The following is a 21,907-nucleotide window of genomic DNA, read 5'->3' as shown; positions in this document are numbered from 1 at the left end:
TCTAACTCAGTTAACGAGCCTCAGGCTCCATCCGAAAACCGCAAGTCTGCCAGTTTGACATGTGTTTTGGGGTAGGCGATGCAGGGTAGAATCCAGCCGTCGGCTTGCAGGCCGGAATTCAGACCGTAAGGGTGTCGGCCACGGTAGTCGATGGCACCCGATGTCAGGCGACACCGGCAAACGCCGCAGGCGCCGTTGTCACAGGCGTTGCGCAGTGTGATGCCGTCGGCATCCAGATTCTGTAGCAGGGTGAGATTGGGGTCACCCTGAATGTAGCCTACCGGGGCGTGTTGCCATTGAATGGAGACGGTCGTCATTGCTGTCGCTCTGCTCCCTGGGTGAGTCTGTTTGAGTGGGCGTGCAATCAGGGTTTAACGCTGGGCAGCACCCGTTTGAGACCCTCGATCTGAATTTCCAGCAGGTGCTCAAGTATGTGGGACTGAGACTCGCGGTTCTGGCTGGAGAACTCCGCTGGCCAGTTACCACAATAGGTCACGGCATCAACCACACCGGTTTTCAGCAGCAAAGTTGTGCCGTGCACCATTGACCATGCGCTGAACGAGGCAACCGATTTCTGGTAATCATTCAGCTCGACGCTGTCGACTTGCAGCATCTCGGCCACAATGTCTTTTAGCAGGGTTTCGCCGCAAGCTGCCGCCTGGGCGAGGGCGTCGGTCAGGTATTTCTGTTCGGGCGTCCAGAAGAAGATCAGGTTGAAGATGCCGGGGTGTTCGAAGGCAAAGGCCATGTAAGCACGGCCGAGGCAGCGTACTTTGTCTTCCGGACAAGCCTCTTTGACGGTATCGAGACGAGCGGTCAGATAATCATCAAAACGCCGGAAGCCTTCGGTTTTCATTTCCACCATCAATGCCATCTTGTCGGCAAAGTGGTTATAGGCTGCTGTCGGCGTTACACCGACCTCTTTTGCCAGGGCGCGCAAACTCAGGTCTTCCAGGTGCCCGGTTTCAAGCGACCGGAAACCGGCATCCAGTAACGCGACCCGCAGATTGCCATGGTGATAACCGGACTTCTTTTGCTGACTCATTGGAATCCCCAAAACCGAAACACCGGATAGTTTACCAGAAAGTAGCCGGTGTTTCGCCCGTTGAGCTTCGTCAGCAACCCGAGGGTCAATTAAAAGCCGTAACGCAGGTTTAGGATCGCCGCGTCCTGGTGACGCACGGTATAGAGCGCCTGGTCACTGTCCTGCGCCAGGTAATCGACCAGGCTGATGCCCATCGAGAATGGGTCGCTGACCTGCCAGTCGGCGGCCAGCCTGACCACCTGGCCGGACTCGCCGGGTAAATTCACCCCCTGAGCCGTGAGTTCGAGCCGGTTGTTCCAGGTGGTGTACCGGGCCCGAACGGACTGCGACAGTCGAACTTCATCGTCTTCAATCGCGGCATCCGGGTTGAGCAGCAACTGGCTGCCCAGTTCCAGCGTCAGCGTCAGGTTGCGAAACCCGCTGTAGTCGGCCCCCAGCATGGCCCGCCACTGATCAGATTCGACCCAGGGAGACAGGGTGTTGTTGGTCGCGTGACGCACACCCTGATGCCAGCCCTGTTCGGTTTTGAGCAACCAACTGCCACGGGCAAGCTGGGCGTTTGCTCCGAGTACGCGGCGCCGTTCTGGTGTGAAGGTGGCTGTTTCAGGCACCGCACCGTTGAAGCTGACATCGCTCAGGGTCGATTCGAAGGCATTGACGTCGGCGGCTATCCAGGTCAGGTCGAGGCCGGGCCAGCGTTGTTGCCAGCGCAGCGCTACGCCCACCGGGTTGTCGGCGTCGTTGTGGCGGATGTCGATGCCATTGGCACGCAGGCCAGCGAGCTGATCGAAGTCGTCAAAGGGTGCCGGGCGCAGATCCGTTTCGGCCCAGCCAAGCACGGCCAGGTCCAGTTTTCCGGCCCAGTTCAGGGTAATCGCCGGTACCGGCAAACGCGTTTGCTCCAGATCCTGCTGGCCAGGCCAGCGCTGGTCGCGCCGGGCCAGCACATCGGTCACGATGAGTGATTCGGCCTCGCCCCAGGCCAGTGTCTGGTAGCCGGCTTTGAGCCACCAGTTTCCGTCCTGCCAGCCAACATAGCTGTCGGCCCACTGGCCATGCCAGCGTCGTTCTTCGGCCTGTTTGTCGGTAAAATTGTGGGTTTCCCAGGCGTCGGCGTCACTCAGATCCGGTAAGGCATCGTAGGTAACCGAGCCCGCGAGGCGCATAGACCAGGCCTCGTGCCTCGCGTTCATCTGGCCATAAAGCTGGCTTTCAACCCGGGTCAGTGCCGCCCGGTCGCGACTGGGGCCCGGTTCCGGGGCGCGGTAGCCATAGGCCACTTTTTGCTGGGCCCAGCCCAGCCACTGCACCGGGCCCGGGGGCGCCGGTGTTTCGGGCTCAGCCTGGGTGTCGAGCGCGCTGAAAAAATCGTCTTCAGCCAGTGCCAGGCATGGCAACACCAGCGCCAGGCTTATTGCACTGAGCCGTGCAGAATGCAATGCCATCAGTTCAGCCCCCGTAGCATGGCCTGAGTGGTGAACAAACCGGGATCGGTGTGGTCGTTGTATTGCACCCGGTTGATCTGGAACACACTGCCGTGTTCCCGTTCGCCATTGCGGGTGGTGATCATCTGAATGCGGTGCGCGGTCCAGATGCCGTCAATCTGTTCGATATCGCGTGCGCTGAAATACTTCACCCGGCCGCCCCGCTCAACCCAGATCTGCCCCTGTACCTGCATAAAGTTGTCTTTGCGGATCCACAGGTGAGACCGCTCGTAGCCGGTTTCGCTTAAGACCTGTTCGGCGAATTCGGGCTTGGGCCGCGATTCGATCAACCAGACCTCCTGACCATCTACCGTTTCGCTGTCGCTCAGCATCTCGTACTGGTACCAGTCGAGTGTGGTGCCGTTTAAGTCGGAATAGGTGAAGTCACTGCCCATAAACGAGTTGGAACGATCACCGGCGGCGACCCGGCGCACTTGCTTTAACGCGGGCAAATACAGCCAGGCCTCATCTTCCTGTTGGTCGTGGTCGTAACTCAGGTACGAGGTGCCGGCAACGTCTGTCGGTGCCAGAAAGTAAGTGACGGCTTTGGTAACGCCGTCTTCTTCCAATGAAAACAACCTCAGGTCACGGACCCGTTCGCGGTTGTTCCGGTCGATCAGAATCAGGTTGGCATCTGAGACGGACGAGTCGCCGGTGTAGCGGTTGTCGACCCGCTCCATGATGTCTCTTGCACTGAGGGTCTCTGCCTGAGCAACATTGAACAGGGCAGCCAGAGTCAGTGAACCCAGGGTAACGAATTTGAAAACAGACATTAGAGTGCGCCTCCGGTGGATGAGGGAGTCAGAGTGGGAGTGTGGTCGGCCTCAACCGCCTTGCGGCCATCGATCAGGTGCAGCAAAGCGGGCAGGAAAATCAGGTCGCCCAACAACGCGAGCGCCATAATGCTGGCGGCAAACAAGCCGGTGTAGATGTAGGGGATGAAGGAGCCAAACAGCATCATGCTGAAACCCAGCACCAGCACGATGGAGGTGAATATCACAGCGCGACCGGCCTGATTGCTGGCTGATTCAATGGCTTGCGCCGCGTTCATGCCGCGCCCGCGAGCTCGTAAATACCGGTTCATCATGTGAATGGCATCGTCGACGGCGATGCCCATGGTCATGGCGCCAACCACCATGGTGCCGAGGTTCAACGGAATGCCGAGAATCACCAGCAAGGCGCCGGTCATCAGGATGGGGACGATGCTTGGCACCAGGGCGATCAGCCCGTATTTCAGCGACCGGAACAACACCATAAAGCTGGCGGCCATGATCACCAGTGCGACCAGAAACGACTGGAACATGCCCTTGTTGATGTATTGATCCTGAGCGTTGTACATCACCATGCTGCCGCTGATTTCGGTCGTCAGGGTCGGGTGGTTGTCTTGCATGTATTGCTTCATCCGGTCCAGAAACGCAGTGGTTTCGGTGGCAGCCATGTTGCGAACCGGTACCGACATCCGCAGCCAGCGTTCGTCGAAATCCTTGGCGTCGGTCAGGTCTTCATCGCTGCCGCTGTTGTCGTACAGCAACAGAAACTGAGCCGCCATTTCCCGTGAATCGGGCAGGCGGGCATAGGCCGGGTCGTCAAAGTTCAGCGATTGATTGATGCGTTTGTGAAAGTCGATCAGCGAATTGATTTCACCGGTTTCAGGCTGGGTTTCAAGCCACTGCTGCAGGCTGTCTACCTCGCTCAGAAATGCCGGGTCATGAATGCCGCGGACTTCGCCGCTGTCGATCATCAGATCAACGTTCTGAATGCCGTTGTACTTGTCGTCGAAATAATTCAGGTCGGCCCGGGTCGGGTTGGATTTTTTAAAATAGGTGATGAAATTCGAGTCCACCTCAATGCGCGGAATCAACGCGAGGCTGATCGCGAGCAGGGTTGCCCCCAGCAACGTCAGCAAGCGGCGGTTGCGATAGGTGAAGCCCGGAACCGCGGTGGTAATGCGCGCGACCAGACCGGTGTCGACACTGTGACGCGTGCGATCGGAAAACCAGGGGATAAAACTCAATACCGCGGGCAATAACGTCATCGCCAGCAGGAACAGCGTCATGGCACCAATGGCGCCCAGCCAGGCGAATTGCTGCACGGGCAACAGTTGGGTGACACTCAACGCCATAAAGCCTGCGGCCGTGGTGAAGGCGGTAAAAAATGCGGGCACCCAAAGGTGTTCAATGGTGCTTTGCGCGGCGGCTTTGGGCGTTTGTCCTTCGGCCCGGAATCGATAGAACTCGACCAGAACATGCACCGAGACCCCGACTCCAATGATGATCAGCGCAGGCACCAATGCCGATTCAACGACCGAATGTGGCCAGCGCATCAGCCCCTGAATACCGGTGACCAGGGTGATGGCCGTACCGATCAGTACCCAGGGCACCAGGGTGCCGGTGACCGAGCGAAAGCTGAACGCCAGAATGATGATCATGACCAGGGCCATGGCCGGGTTGATCCACGCCTGGTCGTTCTTGGACAGTACTTCGAACTGCTCGGTAAAGACGGGTTGACCGCTTAAGCGCAGCGGGTAGCCGCGAGCTTCATAATCCTGGGTCTCAATAAACTCACGAACCGATGCCATCAGGGACATCTTCAGTTCGCTGCTGCCGGATTCATACTGCACGCGCGCCGCAATGCGGGTATGGCGCAGGTCTTCGGTCAGCAGGCTGCCCAGCGCCATCTCTTCATTGACCATGATGTCGCGGCCTTCGGCGAGGGCCGCTGAGTTGTCAATCTCCTCAAAGACGGTGTCGGTACTGAGCATGCCTCCGCCCGAGTGGGTGTACTGGTACTTACTCAGTGACCGGACCTGGGTAACCTCGGGCTGGTCTTCGAGAAACCGGGTCAGTTCGCTGATCACACCCAGTGTTTCCGGGGTGAACAGGTCGACATCGCCCATCGGGGCATCGACCCCGACCGACAGGTATTCAACATCGCCAAAGCGGTACAGCAGGTCGTTGAATGTGGCCAGGTTCGGGTCACCTTCCAGGAAAAACCGCTCGTTTGAGTTGTCGTAATACAGATTGCTCATCGGTAGGAAAGACGCACCAATGGCGGCGGCGACCAGCGCCAGCACAGCCCACCGGCCGCGCACCACCCATCGGGCCCATCCCTTTATTAATCCGTTCATCGTCGTGCTCCTGTAGTGTTCACGGGTATGTTCATGGTGTTAAGTTAACGATGCAAACTTATCACTAGAAATATATGGTGTAAATATAACAGTGTAAATATTTGTGTCAGCGAGAGTCTGGAGCTTGCGGCGGAGGGAAGGTCAATAGCGTAAAATGAGGTTTTGGTCAGAAAGTGGGTTGGCTGAAATGGGTACTCGCGGCACGGCACTTCCCAGTCCTCTCTCCACCACTGGGGGAGAGAGCTAGAGAGAGGGGGACGGCGCAGCCGTTACTGCTGTGGTGTCGATTGGAGTGCGGAAAAACCGGGAGTAAACCCTCTCCCCAGCCCTCTCCCGTGGGACGGGAGAGGGAGCGATTAGTTGGTTGGAATATGACCCGCGCCAGTCGCTCGCGACGCTGCACATCCCAGTCCTCTCTCCACCACTGGGGAAAGAGCTAGAGAGAGGGGGGCGGCGCAGCCGTGGGGTCAATGGTTGAGATTGAGAATGCGCTAAAATCCGGAATCAACCCTCACTCCTTCACACCACCCTGAGTCAGCCCGGCAATGAACTGCTTGGAAGCCAGCATGAACGCCAGAATGGTCGGTCCCATCATGATCAGGATGCCAGCAAACATCATGTGCCATTGAATGGCAAATTGCTGATTGAAGCGTTGCAGGCCGAGGGTCAATGGGTAGTTGGCTTCGGACTGCAGGAAGATCAGCGGCAGGAAGTATTCGTTCCAGGCTTGCACGAAAGTGAGCAGGGCAATGGTGGCAATTGCCGGGCGCATCAGCGGGAAAATAATGCGCCAGTAGATGGTGAATGGCAGGGCGCCATCCATTTTCGCCGCTTCTTCCAGTTCGGAAGAAATATTCTTCATGAAACTGACCAGAATAAACACCGATACCGGCATCATGCTTGCGCTCTGCACCAGAATGACCCCGAGCAGCGAATCCAGCAGACCCAGTGACCGCACGATATCAAACAGCGGTGCCAGTGCGAGGCGAATCGGGATGATGACGCCAAACAAAAAGCAGATAAAAATGAAGGTGCTGCCCTTGAATGGCATTCTCGCCAGGACAAAAGCGGTGGTGCTGGCGCAGAAGGTTACCAGCACTACGCAACTGACGGCGATGATGGTTGAGTTGGCAAAGTACTGGGCAAAATTGGCGTTGACCCAGGCCTTGGCGAAGTTGCTCCAGGTCCAGGGATCCGGTAAACCGAAGGGGTCACGAAACACCTGGCCGACATTGGGCTTGAGCGCATTGATCAGTGCAGCGCCGAACGGAATCAGCACCACGGCGACCCAGGCGAGCATGATGAATTGAACCAGCAATTGTTCACGTTTACTCAGTTTGAATATCTTATCCATAACAGCCTCAGGTTTTCCGTAGGTTGCGCAGCGCAAGGAACACAGCGGCGGGCAAAATCATCAGCGCTGTCAGCAAACCGATGGCTGCCGCCAAACCGAAATTGGTGTCGGTGGTGTCGGCACTGCCGCCAAAAGCCGTTCGGAATAAAAAGGTGCCCATGATGTCCGTCGAGCGCAATGGCCCGGCCTCGGGACCCATGATTAATAGTATGTAATCGGCGTTGTTGAACACATCAACCATTACAATCACGGTGATCAGAATGAACGCGGGGCCCAGTACCGGAAACACGATGTGCCGGATCGATTGCCAGCGATTGGCGCCATCGAGCATTGAGGCTTCGAGCAAATCGGTGCGCACTGCCAGAATGCCGGACAGGATTAGAATGATCGCAAACCCCATGCGGTGCCATGAGTAAAACAAAGCCATGGTAATCAGCGAGGTATCTTCCGAACCCAGAAACGGAATGGGCGCATCGACCAGCCCCCACTGGGTCAGTGCCGCGTTCAGCGGGCCACGCGGGTGGACAAATAAATCGAGCAAATAGGCGACGGCGGCACCGGCCATCGGGTAGGGCAGAAAAAACAACGTCTGATAGATTTTCCGGCCGTGCGTACGGAAACTGAGCAGCAACGCAAGCCCGGTTCCGATGATGAGAAAACAACCGATGATGACGACAAAAAAGATCACGTTTTGCAGCAGGGCGTTGATCATTTGATCGCGGTAATAAGGTTGGGTCAGTACTTTGGCAAAGTTTTCCAGGCCAACAAATTCTTTGGGGCCAATGCCGGGCCAACTGACCAGACTGAGGTAAAACAGCATCAGCAGAGGAATAAAGTTGAACACGCTGTACAGTAAAACGCCGGGCGTAAGCAGCAGTGTTCGCTGAATCTTTTCAATCATTCGATAGCTCAGCCTAAAACGGCTGGCTTGTTTGGCATCAGGCATGTCGGCGGTGCTCAGTGGGGCCATAGGCTCTGCAGGGGCATGTCGGGTCATGATAGTCACATTTGCTGGCGGTAGAGAAGAAGTAACGGGAGCCCTAGGGAGGCTTCCTATTAAGGCGTCGGCTGCTTGAATTGCAGTGGTATTGGTCCGCGGCGACTACCGGTGGTGCCTCTGCGGGGTCGGCGTGAATCCATCCATGGAGCCTAGACCGCAACATCCATGTTGCGGACTTCCCCGCAGAGGCACCACCGGCATTCGCCGCTCTCATGGTGCAAACCCTGGAACCAGGGTCACTACTGCCTATTACAGTGTGCAGTTAGCCGCGCCCACATAACCCGCCTGATTCAGACCAGACTGGATTTTCTCGGCAAGCCCGCGTGGCGTGATTTTGCCAGCCAACAGTTCCTGCATGCCTTCCGAGACGAGCGGGCGATACCCGGGGTCTGTACTGATCAGCGAATCGGCAAAAAACGGCTGCGCGACCAGGGAGTTGTTGGCAATCATTTGCGAGGCCATTTGTACCCGTTCGTTATCAACATCTACCGGGTAGTTGGAGGCCGGGACCGCTTCAACCATATCGGCGAACAACTGGGCGAACATAGGCGATGCGTAGAATTCCAGCACCTTTTCAACCGCTTCGATGTCGTCGGACTGTGGGTTATAAGCCAGGTGAGCGTCGGTAAATCCATAGACCTTGTTTGCCGAACCGGGAATGGCCATGAAGCCCAGTTGCAGATCCGGGTCGATCTGGTAAACCGGAGACGCTGGCGTCGCTGACCAGATGCCGTCGATCATCATCGCAGAGGAACCCAGTGCGACACCGGTGCGCATAGCGCCATAGTCGTCGGCCATCGGGTTCGGGTTCAGATAGCCTTTGTCCTGCCAGGATTTAAAGCGGGCCATGGCGTCGACATAGATGTCGTCGGTGAAACAGGCAGTGCCGTCTACCACCCCCTGAGCCCATTCGTCACTGGTCAGACCGGCGAGCAGGGTTTCGTGAAGCACCTGGTTGAGGTACCAGCCATCACGTCCGTCAACGTGCAGCGGCACAATGCCCTGCGCTTTAAGGTCGGCAAAGGTGGCTTCCAGTTCGTCCAGTGTGGTTGGCTCGGTGGTCATGACGGCTTTGTTGTACAGAATCGATTCCATCTGCATCACGAAGGGAACGCCGTAAACCTGCCCGTCGCTGCCAGTGGCGCCGGCGAGTGCGGCATCACCGAAGGCCGACAAGTCGATGTCCAGGTCACTGACCGGGGCGGCGACGCCGGCGTCGATCCAGGGTTGTATCCAGGCGGAACCCGCTTTGGCGTGATAAAGATCAGGCCGGTTGGTCTGCATGTCGATGCGCAGTTTGGATTCGATGTCTTCGGTGTAGACGTTCAGGTTGATCTGAACGCCCGGAATCAGGTTTTTGTCGTTGATGTAATCGATCAACGCTTCATCCTGAATACGCCAGCTGTACATTTCTACGGTTGTGCTTTCAGCCATAGCCTGATGACTGGTTACCAGGGCGGCCGCGGCAGTTGCCAGAACCAGTGACTTCTTGATGAGTTTCATATGAACCTCTTTATTGTTAGCCGATCACAGCCTGTGATCTTTTTTAGTGAATGCTTTGATAAGGGCAAGCCCAATATAATACCAATAATAGTACCAAGCAATGACCAGCTGTTATTTTCTTATCGTTTTTTCAGTTGCCTGTCATAAAATTTATAAATATCAATGGTTTACCAGCCTGCCTGTTCATCGCGCCCGGTAATGCCAAGGTGAGCCAACAGGTTCATGATGACCCGGGCATCGCTTTCAAAGTCGGAGAACTGCCGGCCGGGTGTTGCGCCCCAGGCCACTTCGGCCGTTGCGAGCAGTCGTGGAAACCACATGTATTCGGCGTGTTCAGGCGTCTCGACGAGCTCTGTCCAGAGGCAGGCCTGCACCCCTTTAACGCGGGCTTTGGCGGGTTCGGACAAGCCGGCAGTGGGATCATAGTGCCAGGCCTGTTGCAGTGAGACCGTGCCGGCCCAGTAATAGCCGGGGTCGTCTGCCTGGTCGGTCACTGCCAGATCAAAATAACAATGGGAGGCGGGGGTCATGACTACCGGGTGGCCAGCCTCGGCCGCTGCCTGGCCGGCTTCTATGCCCTGCCAGGACATGATCCAGGTGTCGGTGGAGATAGCCTCCCCGGTGCGCATCTCTTCCCACCCGACGGCGGTTTTTCCGCGTCTTTGAACTTCACTTTCCATCTGTGCCATGAAATGGCCATGCAAGGTATCGATTGGCAGACCGGTGTTGGCAGACCAGGCTTGAGCGGCCGGCGACCCCCGCCAGACGCCGTCGGGGACTTCATCGGAACCCAGGTGCAGCAATGGCCCGGGAAATAGCGCGCACCACTCATCGAGCAGAGTCTGCATGACCTTGGTGGTGCTGCTCAGAGCCGGGTTGATGACGTTGCGCTTGTGGTGCTGAACGCTGTGGTAGAGAGACGTATCGTCCGGTTCATCCAGCTCGGGCAGGGCGATCAACAGAGCGCGGGCATGGCCGGGGATATCCAGTTCCGGAACGATTGTTATACCCAGCTCCTGAGCGCGAGCCACTGTGCTGCGAATCTCGGACTCTGTGTAAACACCCCCGTAAGGGGCAGAGCCTGAGCCCATTTGAGGACACACCGGCAGGTCGTGTCCGCGCCAGGCGGCCACGCGTTCTAGCTCCGGATATCGGGCGCTGGGCACACGCCAGCCGTCGTCGTCAGTCAGGTGCCAGTGAAAGTGGTTGAACTGGAACAGGGCTATGATGTCGAGCCAGTGTTGCACAGTGTCGGCTTCAAAAAAGTGCCGCACCACATCCAGATGCACGCCGCGGTAGTCGAAATCCGGTGTATCGGCGATGGTCAGCTCGGGTAGGGTGCCGGCCAGGGGCCACTGCAACAGGTACTGCATCAGGTATGCCTGGCCCGCGTAAAAACCAGCGTCATCCCGGTAGCGAAGCTCAGCGTTTTGCTCACTGATATGCAGTTGGAATCGTTCCGGCAGGCCGGGTTCGCACCTTGCGTGTATCAGGTATCCCTGCTCCGACAGGGTGGGCGCAGGTACGCTGAGTCGACTCGACAGGCGCTGAAACCAGCCAGTATTCCAGGCCGGCCCGGTAGTTGAATCGAGAAATTGTAGCGTCGAGGGGCAGTGCATACGGCCCTGGCCAATGTCTGATTGTCTGGGGCGGGGTAGGAACGACAGCGTATTGGACTTAACCTCAGCGGGCTGAATGAAGTGCCGCGCGGGTTCGCCCGGAAATTGGACCGGTAGCCGTTGCTGCCCTTGAACCAGATATACGCCGTAGGGGCGGTCAGTCAGTTTCTTAAGCTCACCCTTGCCCGAAAAACTCAGAGTAACGGGGTGTTCACCGGTCCAGGGGGTTGCCAGTGCCAGGCGATGCCAGTCTCCCTGGGCATCCAGTAACTGAGCGCCCGACACACTCTCTGCGGTGGGCGGGTGAGCCATGCAGAAACACAATTCGGTAGCGGCGGACGTCGCTGTCCCGGTTTTGGGCAGTGTTATCTGCAGGTGGTAGTGGCCCTCCCGGGTGGTGATGGCCAGCTCGGCGGTCAGCATCATGTTCGACTCTCCTGGTGTGCATTTCTTTAAAGGTATTATATTGGTATTGTCATGGCCAGTGAAAGGTCGTATTCTAGCGCCAATTGACCGTGACCCCCGAAGCAGACCCGGTTTGCCCGGAGGGTATCAATAACAATGACGCAGAACGACGGTTATGCCGGGCACGAGTGCCGATAAACGCCCGTTCACGAACCACCAAGCTCGCGTCAAATTGCCTGAATATCTACCCAGCGAAGGAGGCGACAACCGATGAAAACTGCAGATAGCGCGCCTCTTTTTATGGGCATCGATGGCGGTGGCACCTCCTGTCGGGTTCGGCTGGCGGATCGGCAGGGTCATATATTGGCCGAGGCCAGAGCGGGCAGTGCCAATGTCTATCAGAGTGTTGAAACCAGTTGGAGATCCATCGACCAGGCCACGGCCGAAGCACTTCATGCCGCGGGCTTTCAGCCACAGGACCGGTCTCATGTGATCGTTGTGGCCGGGTTGGCAGGTTCAGAAATAGACTCGGCTGCTGCCGGGTTCTTGCAGCGTCCACACGGTTTTGCACAGTTCGAATTGCTTAACGATGGGCAAATTGCCTGTTTGGGCGCCCACGGTGGCAGCGATGGCGTATTGCTGATTGTTGGCACGGGTGTGGTGGGTGTTTCAAGCCAGCAAGGCCAGTGGCGTCAGGTCTCTGGCTGGGGGTTCCCACTGGATGACGGCGGCAGCGGCGCCTGGCTTGGCTTGCAGGCTGTTCGCCATGCACTCTGGCAGCGGGATGGTTTGGTCGATGCCAGTGACCTGACGCAGGCAGTCTGGGCCTTGCACGATGATTCAGTCAGTGGGCTTATTGGTTGGGCCCAACAGGCCCAATCGGTAGATTATGGTAAGCTGGCGCCTTTGGTAATGAATTGGTATGACCAGGCCGATCCCATTGCCCGCCAGATCGTCTCTGCCCAGCTCGATATTCTGAATCGATTGTTGGACGTCCTGATGCCCATGCCACAGCCACTGGCAGTGATGGGCGGGCTTGCAGCCCGGGTCAGTCCGCTGCTGGCAGAGCGGCATCGTTCGCACCTGCGCACCGCGCAGGGCGATGCACTGGACGGGGCACTTCGATTGGCACTGGCGAGGAGCCCCGACTGATGGCCAGCACCCCCACGACCGATCAGGATCTGATCACCTTTTTAACGCCGAATCCGGAGCGCCCGGGTTCGCTTTACACGCAATTGTCCCGCTCCCTGAGTCAGGCGATTCATGAGGGCTTGCTGAAGGATGGCGACTATCTGCTGCCCCAGCGAGAGCTCGCGATGGCGCTGGGCGTATCGAGAGTCACGGTGCGCAAGGCCATCGAGGCATTGGTTAACGAAGGCTTGTTGCGCCAGCGCCAGGGCGCCGGAACTCTGGTGACCTCGGGTGAGCGCAAGTCGATCCACAAGAATCTGTCGGTACTGAACAGTTTTACCGAAGACATGATCACCCGGGGTTTGAAGCCCTCTTCAGAGTGGGTGAGCCGGGTTACGGTTCAGTCTTCACCGCGCGAAGCGATGGCTCTGAATTTGTCGCCAGGCAGCCGCGTGGGCCGCTATACCCGGGTGCGGTTTGCCAGTGACACGCCGATGGCTTATGAAATTGCCTCGGTTCCGGGCAGCATCATTGCTGACTCGGCTGAAGTAACCGATTCCCTGTATCAGGCGCTTGATGTTGCCAATGCCCGTCCGGTTCGCGCACTGCAAACCATGACCGCGCATAACGCCGATGCTGAAGTCGCCCGGTTTCTGAACGTCGCACCCGGTGATGCGGTGTTGTACATCGAACGCCAGGGCTTCGACAGCACCCATCGCCCGGTGGAATTTACCCGGTCCTGGTACCGGGGTGACATTTACGATTTTGTGACTGAGTTGTCTACCGTACCGGCCTGAGCCGTCTGGACTGGCCGACACGTGACCGCTCAGGCAGTCAATGACCCACGCACCCAACCCGCGTGAATCGATTCCGGTTGTCGGGATGCAAAACGGGAAGGGTGCCGGGTACGGCCAGGAAGGAACAACAATGCATACAGCGTTAATAGCCCCCGCTGTGTTTGATGGGTATGAACGTCACGATTCGGGTGCGCTGCTGATAGAGAACGAACGCATTGTCGGGTGTGTGTCGCCGGCGGATGTGCCCTCTCATTATGAACGCGAGACCCTCGACAACGGCCTGCTGGCGCCAGGCTTACTGGATTTACAGGCCAACGGTGGCGGTGGCGCCCTGCTCAACAATGACCCGACTCTGGCAACGCTGCTGACCATGGCCGAAGGCCATGCGCGTAAGGGCGTGGCACGTATTCTGGCGACGGTGATCTCCGATACCCGAATTGTGACTGAGCAGGCGGTGGACGCCGCAGTGTTGGCCAGTTCAGACCTGCATTCCGGCATATTGGGCATTCACGTCGAAGGCCCGTTTTTCAGCAATGAGCGCAACGGCGTGCACCAGCAAGATCAGTTGCGCAAACTGGAAGCAGCGGACTGGCAGTGGCTGGAACGGGCCGCAACCATTCCGGGTATTGTGACTCTGGCGCCGGAGCAAGTACTCACCAGTGACATAGAACGCATGGCGTCGCTGGGGTTACGCGTCAGTGCCGGTCACACCAACGCTGTTTATGATCAGGTGATGCCGGCGATCCGTGCCGGGCTTTCCGGTTTTACCCACTTGTTCAATGCGATGCGCCCACAAACCGGTCGAGAGCCCGGAGTTGTGGGCGCCGCCCTGACCAGCGATGAGACCTGGTGCGGTGTCATCGCCGATGGCATTCATGTGCACCCGGCTTCGTTGCGGTTGGCGCTTACCGCTAAACCGCGGGGCAAGGTGTATCTGGTCAGTGATGCGATGGCGACCATTGGCGCGGTGGACAAGCAGTTCAGGCTCTATGGAGAATGGATTTCGGAAGTTGATGGCCGTTTGATCAATTCGGCGGGACGTCTGGCCGGCAGCGCTATTTCTCTGGTCGATGCGGTCCGGTATTGCTGCGAGCACCTGCAGGTACCCGCAGACGAAGCCATTGCGATGGCCAGCCGCTACCCGGCCGAGTATCTGGGCATAGACGACCGCTTTGGTAGCTTGCGACCCGGGCGCGTGGCCGACGTTACCTGGTTTGATGAGTCCCTGAATGTAAAGGGGCTTTGGCGGGCAGGACGCAAGTTGGTTTCATGACTGCGCCGGTGGCTGCTTCTGCTCTCTTGCTAGTCGGACTGCCGGGGGTGTCTATCGGTGGCACGCCGTAAATACGTCCATGTAGGCTCGAAGACCGCATCCATGCGGTCTAACGGCCACCAATAGACACCCCCGACACTCCTCTTTCGCAACTCGCTGGTTGAACCGAAATTACAGCTGGCTGATGCTCCCTAAGCAATTAGAAAACTGGCTATTTCTGACCATTAGACTGAGTTTTATTTATGAAGATCGTTATTCTGGACACACCCGAACAGGTTGCTAGCTATGGTGCAGACCGGTTCGCGGATCAGCTACGCCATAAACCAGGCTCCATACTGGGACTGGCAACGGGCTCAACGCCCATTGCTTTGTATGAAGAGCTGATCAGCCGTGTGCAACGCGGTGTGTTGAGTTTTGCCCTGGCCAGTACCTTTAACCTCGATGAGTACCTGGGCCTGGAGAGTACCCACCCACAAAGTTATCGCTATTTCATGAATGAGCATTTATTCAGACATCTGGATATTGATCTGGCCAACACGGCGGTGCCTGATGGTGCTGCCCGGGATCCGATGGTGGCTTGCGAGGCATACGAACACGCCATTCAGCAGGCGGGTGGTATTGATTTGCAATTGCTGGGCATCGGTCGCAATGGTCATATTGGGTTCAATGAACCCAGTTCCAGTCTGGCATCGCGCACCCGGGTCAAAACGCTGACACCGGATACGGTGAAAGCCAATCAGCGCTTTTTCGATGAAGGCGAATTCCAGCCGCATTTATCGCTCACCATGGGCATTGGCACCATCATGGAAGCCCGGCACATCCTGTTGTTAGCCACAGGCGAGAGCAAAGCCATGGCGGTACGTGCGACGGTGGAAGGCCCGCTGGCAGCGCGTTGCCCGGCGTCGATTCTGCAGATGCATCCGAGCGCCACCCTGGTGCTGGATCGTGCAGCGGCCAGTCAACTCGACGATGTCGCTTTCTATCAGTACATCGAGCAGGAAAACCAGCGACTGCCCGGATCACGTTAGCGCATGCCCCGCTTTTGCACTCTGTGATAGGGTAATGGGTTCAATCCGAACACAGAGACGCAGTATGGCCATTCTGGTGGATATGACGGGCAGCGAAAGCCGGCTGGATGCAATCAAGACCGATTTTAAACGACTGGGCGTGAACGATCCTGTCTGGGTTGTTGGTGACGATTTTGACCCGGCCACTATCCGATTGGTACTCGCCTGGAAACCGCAAACCCGGGACTGGGCAGCCTTTCCCAACGTGCACTTGGTGCAGAGCTGGGGAGCGGGTGTTGATCACTTGCTCGATGCGGGTTTTCCGGCAGACTGGACGGTGGCGCGTTTTATGGGGCAGTCGTTGAAAGATCGCATGGTGCGCTATGTCTGTGCGCAACTGAGTAACTGGCAGTTGGACATGCCACGGCTGTATGCAGCGCAATCCGAGCAGCGCTGGGACTGGCACGATGGTCGCTGGGGCGACAATGTGCTGGTGTTGGGCCTGGGCGAGCTGGGTCAGTCGGTTGCTGAGGCACTGGTTCAGCAGGGCTACCAGGTCAGTGGCTGGAGCCAGAGTCCCAAAACCATTGAGTCGGTAGTCTCACTGACCGGCAAGCAGGGTCTGCGGGCGGGGCTTGCCAAGGCCGATTATCTGATCAACCTGTTGCCACTCACGTCTGAAACGCGTGGCTTGCTGGACAGCCAGCTATGGGCACGGTGCGAACGCAAACCGGTCATCATGAATGTGGGTCGGGGTGCATCGCTGGCTGAAGACGACCTGATACCGGCTCTGGATGTGGGGTTGATCGGCGGTGCCATTCTGGATGTGTTTGACCCTGAGCCGTTGGCCGATGACAGCCCGTTGTGGCGACATCCGGATATCTGGATAACCCCTCATATCGCCTCGATCAGCGATCCGTCCGACGTGATTCGGCTGGCGATCGAGAATCAGCAGCGTGTCGAAGCGGGTCAGCAACCGCGTTACCCGGTTGATTTGAGCCGGGAGTATTGAGCCAACCGCTTTTATCTGGGGAAGTGAAACCAGATCTGCCAGGCAAAAAAAACGGGCCGAAGCCCGTTAACGCATCACGCTGAAAAGTGATGTACCAAGTGCTGGCTTACTCGGTAATGACGGTGTCGATCACGTGAATCACACCGTTTGAGGTTTCGATGTCAGTCGCGATGACCGTCGCACCGTTGACCATGACGTTGCCACCCATTACGGAAATGTTCAGGGTTTCACCGGTGATGGTCTGAGCGCTGCTCATGCCCACCACATCTTCGGCCATGACCTTACCGGATACCACATGCAGGCCGAGGATCGCACCCAGGGCTTCCGGGTCTTCGAGCAGGCCGTTCAGGGTATCACTTGGGATCTTGGCAAAGGCTGCATCGTTGGGGGCGAATACTGTGAAAGGTCCATCCCCTTGCAGCGTTTCAACTAGCCCGGCAGCCTGAACAGCCGCGACCAGGGTGTTGAAGTCATCGGCTTCAATGGCTGTTTCAACGATGTCTTTATCGGCCACGTGAGCACCAGCGAAGGCGGTTGCTGCAAACAGAACAGAGGCAAGGGTCATCGAGGCACGTTTGATCAATGTCATGGTGGAACTCCTATCGTATAGTGTCGGATATCTGGCGATAACGATGCCAGTGGTTTGAAAATTAGGATCTGAACGCGTCAGATCTAACTGCCCCCTTTATACGCCTCGGGTCACGTAACCGGTTTGTTGAGCAAAACTGGGTGTTTCCCGCAAATAACTCCGCCAAACCGGTTTCTGCAGGCCTTCGTATACGGGAAGGTGCGCTCGCGGATGTCGGTAATCGGTAAAGAGTCTGCGCGGTTTTCGTCTGCGCAAATCCCCTTGTTTTTTGCGCCAAACTCGACACTAATGAGACAGTTTATGCCGGGATGGAAGCAATGCCATGGGCCGGGCACTCACCTGTGATCACAGGATGGATGGCGCTTGACAGACCCCGAATGCGAACGTATGTTTCAAACGATCGTTTGAACACTGAAGTCAGGTCAGATCCACCGTGCTAACGTTGTGGTAAAGCTGAGCCGACTGATTACCGCCTTCGGGCCCTATTGAGGTGAAGACAATGCCAGCTTATAAAGCCCCCCTGCGCGATCTGCAGTTTGTCATGCATGAGATGCTGAACGCAGAAGCACACTACCAGGCCATTGGTGCCGAAGACGCCTCCCGCGATATGGTCGATGCGATCATGGGCGAGGCGGCCAAGTTCTGTGAAGAAGTGCTGTCGCCTTTGAACCAGGTGGGTGATCAGGAAGGCTGCACCTGGAATGACGGTGAAGTCACCACGCCTACCGGCTTTAAAGAAGCCTATAAGCAATGGGTCGATAACGGCTGGCCGTCGCTGGCACAACCCACTGAGTTTGGTGGGCAGGGCTTGCCGGATTCGATCGGTAACGTCGTGTCGGAAATGGTATCAACCGCGAACTGGGCTTGGGGCATGTACCCGGGTCTGTCGCACGGCGCGATGAACACGATTGAATTGCACGGTACCGATGAGCAAAAAGAAGTGTATCTGTCGAAGCTGGTTTCCGGTGAATGGACCGGCACCATGTGCCTGACCGAGCCTCACTGTGGCTCTGATCTGGGTACGTTGAAATCCAAGGCCGAAGAAAATGCCGATGGCAGCTACGCGATCAGCGGCACCAAGATTTTTATTTCTTCAGGCGAACACGATATGGCCGAGAACATCGTCCACATCGTACTGGCTCGCCTGCCGGGTGCCCCTGAAGGCACCAAAGGCATTTCGTTGTTCATCGTGCCCAAGGTTTTGCCAGACGGTACTCGCAATGACGTGAAGTGTGGCTCCATTGAGCACAAAATGGGCATTCACGGTAACGCGACCTGTGTGATGAACTTCGATGGCGCCAAAGGCTTTTTGATTGGGCCACCGAACCAGGGCCTGAAGTGCATGTTTACTTTTATGAACTTTGCGCGTCTGGGAACGGCGATGCAGGGCGTTGCCTCGGCTGAACTGTCGTTCCAGGGCGCCTTGACTTATGCCCGTGATCGTTTGGCGATGCGCAGCCTGACTGGCCCGAAAGCGCCAGAAAAGGCGGCCGACCCGATCATCGTTCACCCCGATGTACGGCGCATGCTGCTGACTCAGAAAGCCTTTGCCGAAGGCGGCCGCATGATGATGATGCACGCCAGCCAAATGGTTGATCAGGTCAAATACAGCAAAGACGAGGCTCAAAAGAAAGAAGCGGATGATCTGCTCGGCTTCCTGACGCCAATTGCCAAGGCGTTCCTGACTGAGGTGGGTACGGAAGCGGCGAACCACGGCGTTCAGGTATATGGCGGCCATGGTTACATTCAGGAATGGGGCATGGAGCAAATCGTTCGCGATAACCGGATCGCCCAGTTGTACGAAGGCACAACGGGCATTCAGGCTCTCGACTTGCTGGGCCGCAAGGTGCTGATGACTCAGGGCGAGTCGCTGAAGAATTTCACCAAAATTGTGCACAAGTTCTGCAAAGCCAATGCCGAAAACGAAGCCATTAAACCGATGGTGACTCAGTTGGCCACCCTGAATAAAGAGTGGGGCGACCTGACCATGCAGATCGGTATGAAAGCCATGCAGAACCGGGAAGAAGTCGGTGGTGCAGCGGTCGATTACCTGATGTACTCGGGCTACGCTGTGCTGGCTTACTACTGGGCGCTGATGGCTGAAAAAGCTCAGGCAACCCTGGACGCAGGCACTGATGAAGTGGATTTCTACCAGTCGAAGGTGACCACCGCGAAGTTCTACTTCGACCGGATTTTGCCGCGCACTGCGGGACACAAAGGCTGCATGCTGGCCGGTGTGGACAGCACCATGGCAATGGATGAAGCGCACTTCGCGTTTTAATAATCTGCCTTTAAGCGGGCTCTGGTGAGCCCGCTTTATGAGGTGGCACCTATGTGGCTTGGTCTACTTTAGTGCCACGAGTTCGTATCAGGCACCGGGTATGCCTACCCGGGGTCGGCGTGAACCCATCCATGGGGCCTAGGTCGCAACATCCTTGTTGCGAACTACCCCGGCTAGGCACACCCGGCACCTGATACTGGCCAGTAGCCAATTCCGAAAATTGGGTAACGTCAGGTATTGTTTCGACTTAACAAATACAAAGCTCAGAAACCAGGTAACCGATCATGGCAAACTACAAAGCACCGATTCAGGACATGCAGTTCGTACTGCACGACGTGTTCAAAGCCGACGAACTCTGGGCCAGTATGCCCACCACGTCTGAAGTGACGCCGGATCTGGTGTCGGCGATTCTCGAAGAGGGCGCGCGTGTTTGCGAGAACGAATTGTTCCCCATCAACCGTCAGGGCGATGAAGAAGGCTGCACCTGGAACGACGGCGAGGTCACGACACCGACCGGTTTTAAAGAGGCTTATGCAACCTACGCCGAGAGCGGCTGGCTGAGCCTGGGCGGTGACCCGGAATTTGGCGGTCAGGGCATGCCGAAGATGCTCACGGTGATGTTTGAAGAGATGGTCTATGCGTCCAATACCTCCTTTGCTCTGTACCCGGCACTGACGGCAGGTGCCTGCCTGTGTTTGCTGCATCATGCCAGTGACGAACTGAAACAAACCTATCTGCCCCCCATGTATGAAGGCCGCTGGTCGGGTTCAATGTGCCTGACTGAACCGCATTGCGGTACCGATCTGGGCATTATGAAAACCAAGGCGGTGCCTGGTGATGATGGTACCTATCAAATTTCCGGCACCAAGATTTTCATCACCGGTGGCGAGCACGACCTGAACGAGAACATCATTCATCTTGTGCTGGCCAAGTTGCCGGATGCCCCAGCCGGGCCGAAGGGCATTTCCCTGTTTGTGGTACCCAAGTTCAAGGTGAATGCCGACGGAACTCTGGGCGAACGCAATCTGCTCGCTTGTGGGTCCATTGAACACAAGATGGGTATCAAGGGCTCGGCTACGTGTGTGATGAATTTCGACGGCGCGGAGGGGTATCTGGTCGGTGAAGAAAACCGCGGCCTGGCGGCGATGTTCACGATGATGAACTACGAGCGACTGTCGATTGGTTTGCAGGGTGTTGGGCTTGGCGATGTGTCGTATCAACTGGCACGGGACTATGCGCGTGAACGCATTCAAAGCCGGTCACCGGCGGGTAAAGTGCAGCCAGACCAGGTTGCCGACCCGATTATTGTACATCCCGACGTTCGACGCATGTTGCTGACGCAGCGGGCCTACAATGAGGGGGGCCGTGCTTTTGCCGCCTACGTGGGCATGTGGCTGGATATGGCCAAGGGCCATCCGGACGATGCGACCCGAACCAAAGCCGAAGGTCTGGTTGCTTTGCTGACCCCGGTGGCTAAAGCCTATTTCACCGACCGTGGCCTGGATGCGACCATTCTTGGACAGCAGGTGCTGGGTGGGCATGGCTATATTCGTGAATGGGGGTTGGAGCAGTTTGTACGTGATGCCCGGATTGCCCAGATTTACGAAGGCACTAACGGCATTCAGGCACTCGATCTGATGGGTCGTAAAGTCGCCGCCAATCAGGGGGCGTTCTTTCAGAGCTTTCATGGAGAAGTTCAGGCCTTTATTGACGCCAACCCGACTCTGGCTGAATTCACTGGGCCTCTGGCGGACGCTCTTGCTCGATTAAAGGACGCGACTGAAACCGTGTTGAACCAGGTTAAAGCGGACCCGAATGCGATTGGCGCAGCCAGTTGCGATTACCTGAACCTCTTTGGCCTGACTGCATACGCTTATATGTGGTCGATGATGGCCAAAGCCGCCGCGGAGCATGAATCTGAGTTTCATCGCACCAAGCTGGAGACGGCCCGGTTCTTTATGCAGCGACTGTTGCCCGAGACGCTCGGTTACCATGCCAAAGTCGTGGCTGGCAGTGACACCCTGATGGCTACCCCAGCCGAGGCTTTTTGACGTTGTACTGCCCGAGCCCGCTTCCGGCGGGCTCGCTATGCTTTCCCCGCCGGTAAACCGGCTTTCGTTTTACATTAACGAACGCAGTGGCCCAATTCTTTTTTACGTTCTTTTCTTTAGTCTTCTCTAATCTGTCCGATATCCTGAACTAGACTATTACCTGATACCGCCCCAGGGTAGGGGTTGTGTGGACGATGCTTGCGTTAGTCGGCGTATGAGTATGCGTTGG

At 57.1% G+C, this 21,907-nt stretch carries 17 protein-coding genes; 7 read left to right on the top strand and 10 right to left on the bottom strand.

What is annotated here, in order from left to right; genetic code table 11:
* Window positions 1–20 precede the first annotated feature (20 nt).
* From G565_RS0110990 to G565_RS23835, 9 genes are all read right to left on the bottom strand, one after another.
* The gene (locus G565_RS0110990) at window positions 21–317 is read right to left on the bottom strand and encodes a 2Fe-2S iron-sulfur cluster-binding protein (protein WP_051207781.1); all 297 of its coding nucleotides are present in this window, start codon (window positions 315–317) and stop codon (window positions 21–23) included.
* 47 nt (window positions 318–364) lie between these two features.
* The gene (locus G565_RS26015) at window positions 365–1,045 is read right to left on the bottom strand and encodes a TetR/AcrR family transcriptional regulator (RefSeq protein WP_051207779.1); all 681 of its coding nucleotides are present in this window, start codon (window positions 1,043–1,045) and stop codon (window positions 365–367) included.
* Window positions 1,046–1,134: 89 nt separating this feature from the next.
* The gene (locus G565_RS0110980) at window positions 1,135–2,490 is read right to left on the bottom strand and encodes a DUF1302 family protein (RefSeq protein WP_028670969.1); all 1,356 of its coding nucleotides are present in this window, start codon (window positions 2,488–2,490) and stop codon (window positions 1,135–1,137) included.
* Entirely contained in the window at window positions 2,490–3,302 is an 813-nt protein-coding gene (locus tag G565_RS0110975; protein WP_084649335.1) for an outer membrane lipoprotein-sorting protein, read from the bottom strand. The genes G565_RS0110980 and G565_RS0110975 overlap by 1 nt, the downstream gene beginning before the upstream one ends.
* A complete protein-coding gene (locus G565_RS23840) occupies window positions 3,302–5,656 on the bottom strand; it encodes an efflux RND transporter permease subunit (protein ID WP_051207778.1) in 2,355 nt (784 codons plus the stop codon). Before G565_RS23840 ends, G565_RS0110975 begins: the two co-directional genes overlap by 1 nt.
* A 511-nt stretch (window positions 5,657–6,167) precedes the next feature.
* Entirely contained in the window at window positions 6,168–7,010 is an 843-nt protein-coding gene (locus G565_RS0110965) for a carbohydrate ABC transporter permease (RefSeq protein ID WP_028670967.1), read from the bottom strand.
* Window positions 7,011–7,017: 7 nt separating this feature from the next.
* Window positions 7,018–8,007, bottom strand: a complete 990-nt coding sequence (locus tag G565_RS0110960) for a carbohydrate ABC transporter permease (RefSeq protein WP_245584167.1) — start codon at window positions 8,005–8,007, stop codon at window positions 7,018–7,020.
* Window positions 8,008–8,259: 252 nt separating this feature from the next.
* Entirely contained in the window at window positions 8,260–9,513 is a 1,254-nt protein-coding gene (locus tag G565_RS0110955; protein ID WP_028670965.1) for an ABC transporter substrate-binding protein, read from the bottom strand.
* Between the two features lie 167 nt (window positions 9,514–9,680).
* Window positions 9,681–11,558: a beta-N-acetylhexosaminidase gene (locus G565_RS23835; RefSeq protein WP_051207777.1), complete on the bottom strand. Its 1,878-nt coding sequence runs from the start codon at window positions 11,556–11,558 to the stop codon at window positions 9,681–9,683.
* Between the two features lie 249 nt (window positions 11,559–11,807).
* On the opposite strand from G565_RS23835, the gene G565_RS0110945 reads away from it, so the two are divergent.
* From G565_RS0110945 to G565_RS23830, 5 genes are all read left to right on the top strand, one after another.
* Window positions 11,808–12,689 carry a glucosamine kinase nucleotide-binding domain-containing protein gene (locus G565_RS0110945; RefSeq protein ID WP_028670964.1) on the top strand — a complete coding sequence of 294 codons (882 nt, stop codon included), beginning with the start codon at window positions 11,808–11,810 and terminating at the stop codon, window positions 12,687–12,689.
* Window positions 12,689–13,465, top strand: a complete 777-nt coding sequence (locus G565_RS0110940; protein WP_037338816.1) for a GntR family transcriptional regulator — start codon at window positions 12,689–12,691, stop codon at window positions 13,463–13,465. Before G565_RS0110945 ends, G565_RS0110940 begins: the two co-directional genes overlap by 1 nt.
* Window positions 13,466–13,505: 40 nt before the next feature.
* On the top strand, window positions 13,506–14,738 hold the full coding sequence (gene nagA / locus G565_RS0110935) for an N-acetylglucosamine-6-phosphate deacetylase (protein WP_051207776.1): 1,233 nt from the start codon (window positions 13,506–13,508) through the stop codon (window positions 14,736–14,738).
* A 242-nt stretch (window positions 14,739–14,980) separates the two neighbouring features.
* On the top strand, window positions 14,981–15,766 hold the full coding sequence (gene nagB, locus G565_RS0110930; protein WP_028670961.1) for a glucosamine-6-phosphate deaminase: 786 nt from the start codon (window positions 14,981–14,983) through the stop codon (window positions 15,764–15,766).
* Window positions 15,767–15,830: 64 nt separating this feature from the next.
* Window positions 15,831–16,757, top strand: coding sequence for an NAD(P)-dependent oxidoreductase (locus tag G565_RS23830; protein ID WP_051207775.1), 927 nt, complete (start codon window positions 15,831–15,833; stop codon window positions 16,755–16,757).
* A gap of 106 nt (window positions 16,758–16,863) precedes the next feature.
* On the opposite strand, the gene G565_RS0110920 is transcribed toward G565_RS23830, so the two are convergent.
* Window positions 16,864–17,346 (bottom strand): fasciclin domain-containing protein, encoded by a 483-nt coding sequence (locus G565_RS0110920; RefSeq protein ID WP_037338811.1) that lies wholly within the window; start codon window positions 17,344–17,346, stop codon window positions 16,864–16,866.
* A 499-nt stretch (window positions 17,347–17,845) separates the two neighbouring features.
* On the opposite strand from G565_RS0110920, the gene G565_RS0110915 reads away from it, so the two are divergent.
* Window positions 17,846–19,627: an acyl-CoA dehydrogenase C-terminal domain-containing protein gene (locus tag G565_RS0110915; protein WP_028670959.1), complete on the top strand. Its 1,782-nt coding sequence runs from the start codon at window positions 17,846–17,848 to the stop codon at window positions 19,625–19,627.
* A 284-nt stretch (window positions 19,628–19,911) separates the two neighbouring features.
* Window positions 19,912–21,678, top strand: coding sequence for an acyl-CoA dehydrogenase C-terminal domain-containing protein (locus tag G565_RS0110910; RefSeq protein WP_028670958.1), 1,767 nt, complete (start codon window positions 19,912–19,914; stop codon window positions 21,676–21,678).
* Window positions 21,679–21,907 lie beyond the last annotated feature (229 nt).

This window comes from Saccharospirillum impatiens DSM 12546 (genome assembly GCF_000423605.1).
Classification (GTDB): Bacteria; Pseudomonadota; Gammaproteobacteria; order Pseudomonadales; family Natronospirillaceae; genus Saccharospirillum; species Saccharospirillum impatiens.
Note: the sequence above shows the minus strand (reverse complement) of the source record. Positions and strands in the feature narration are given on the sequence as shown.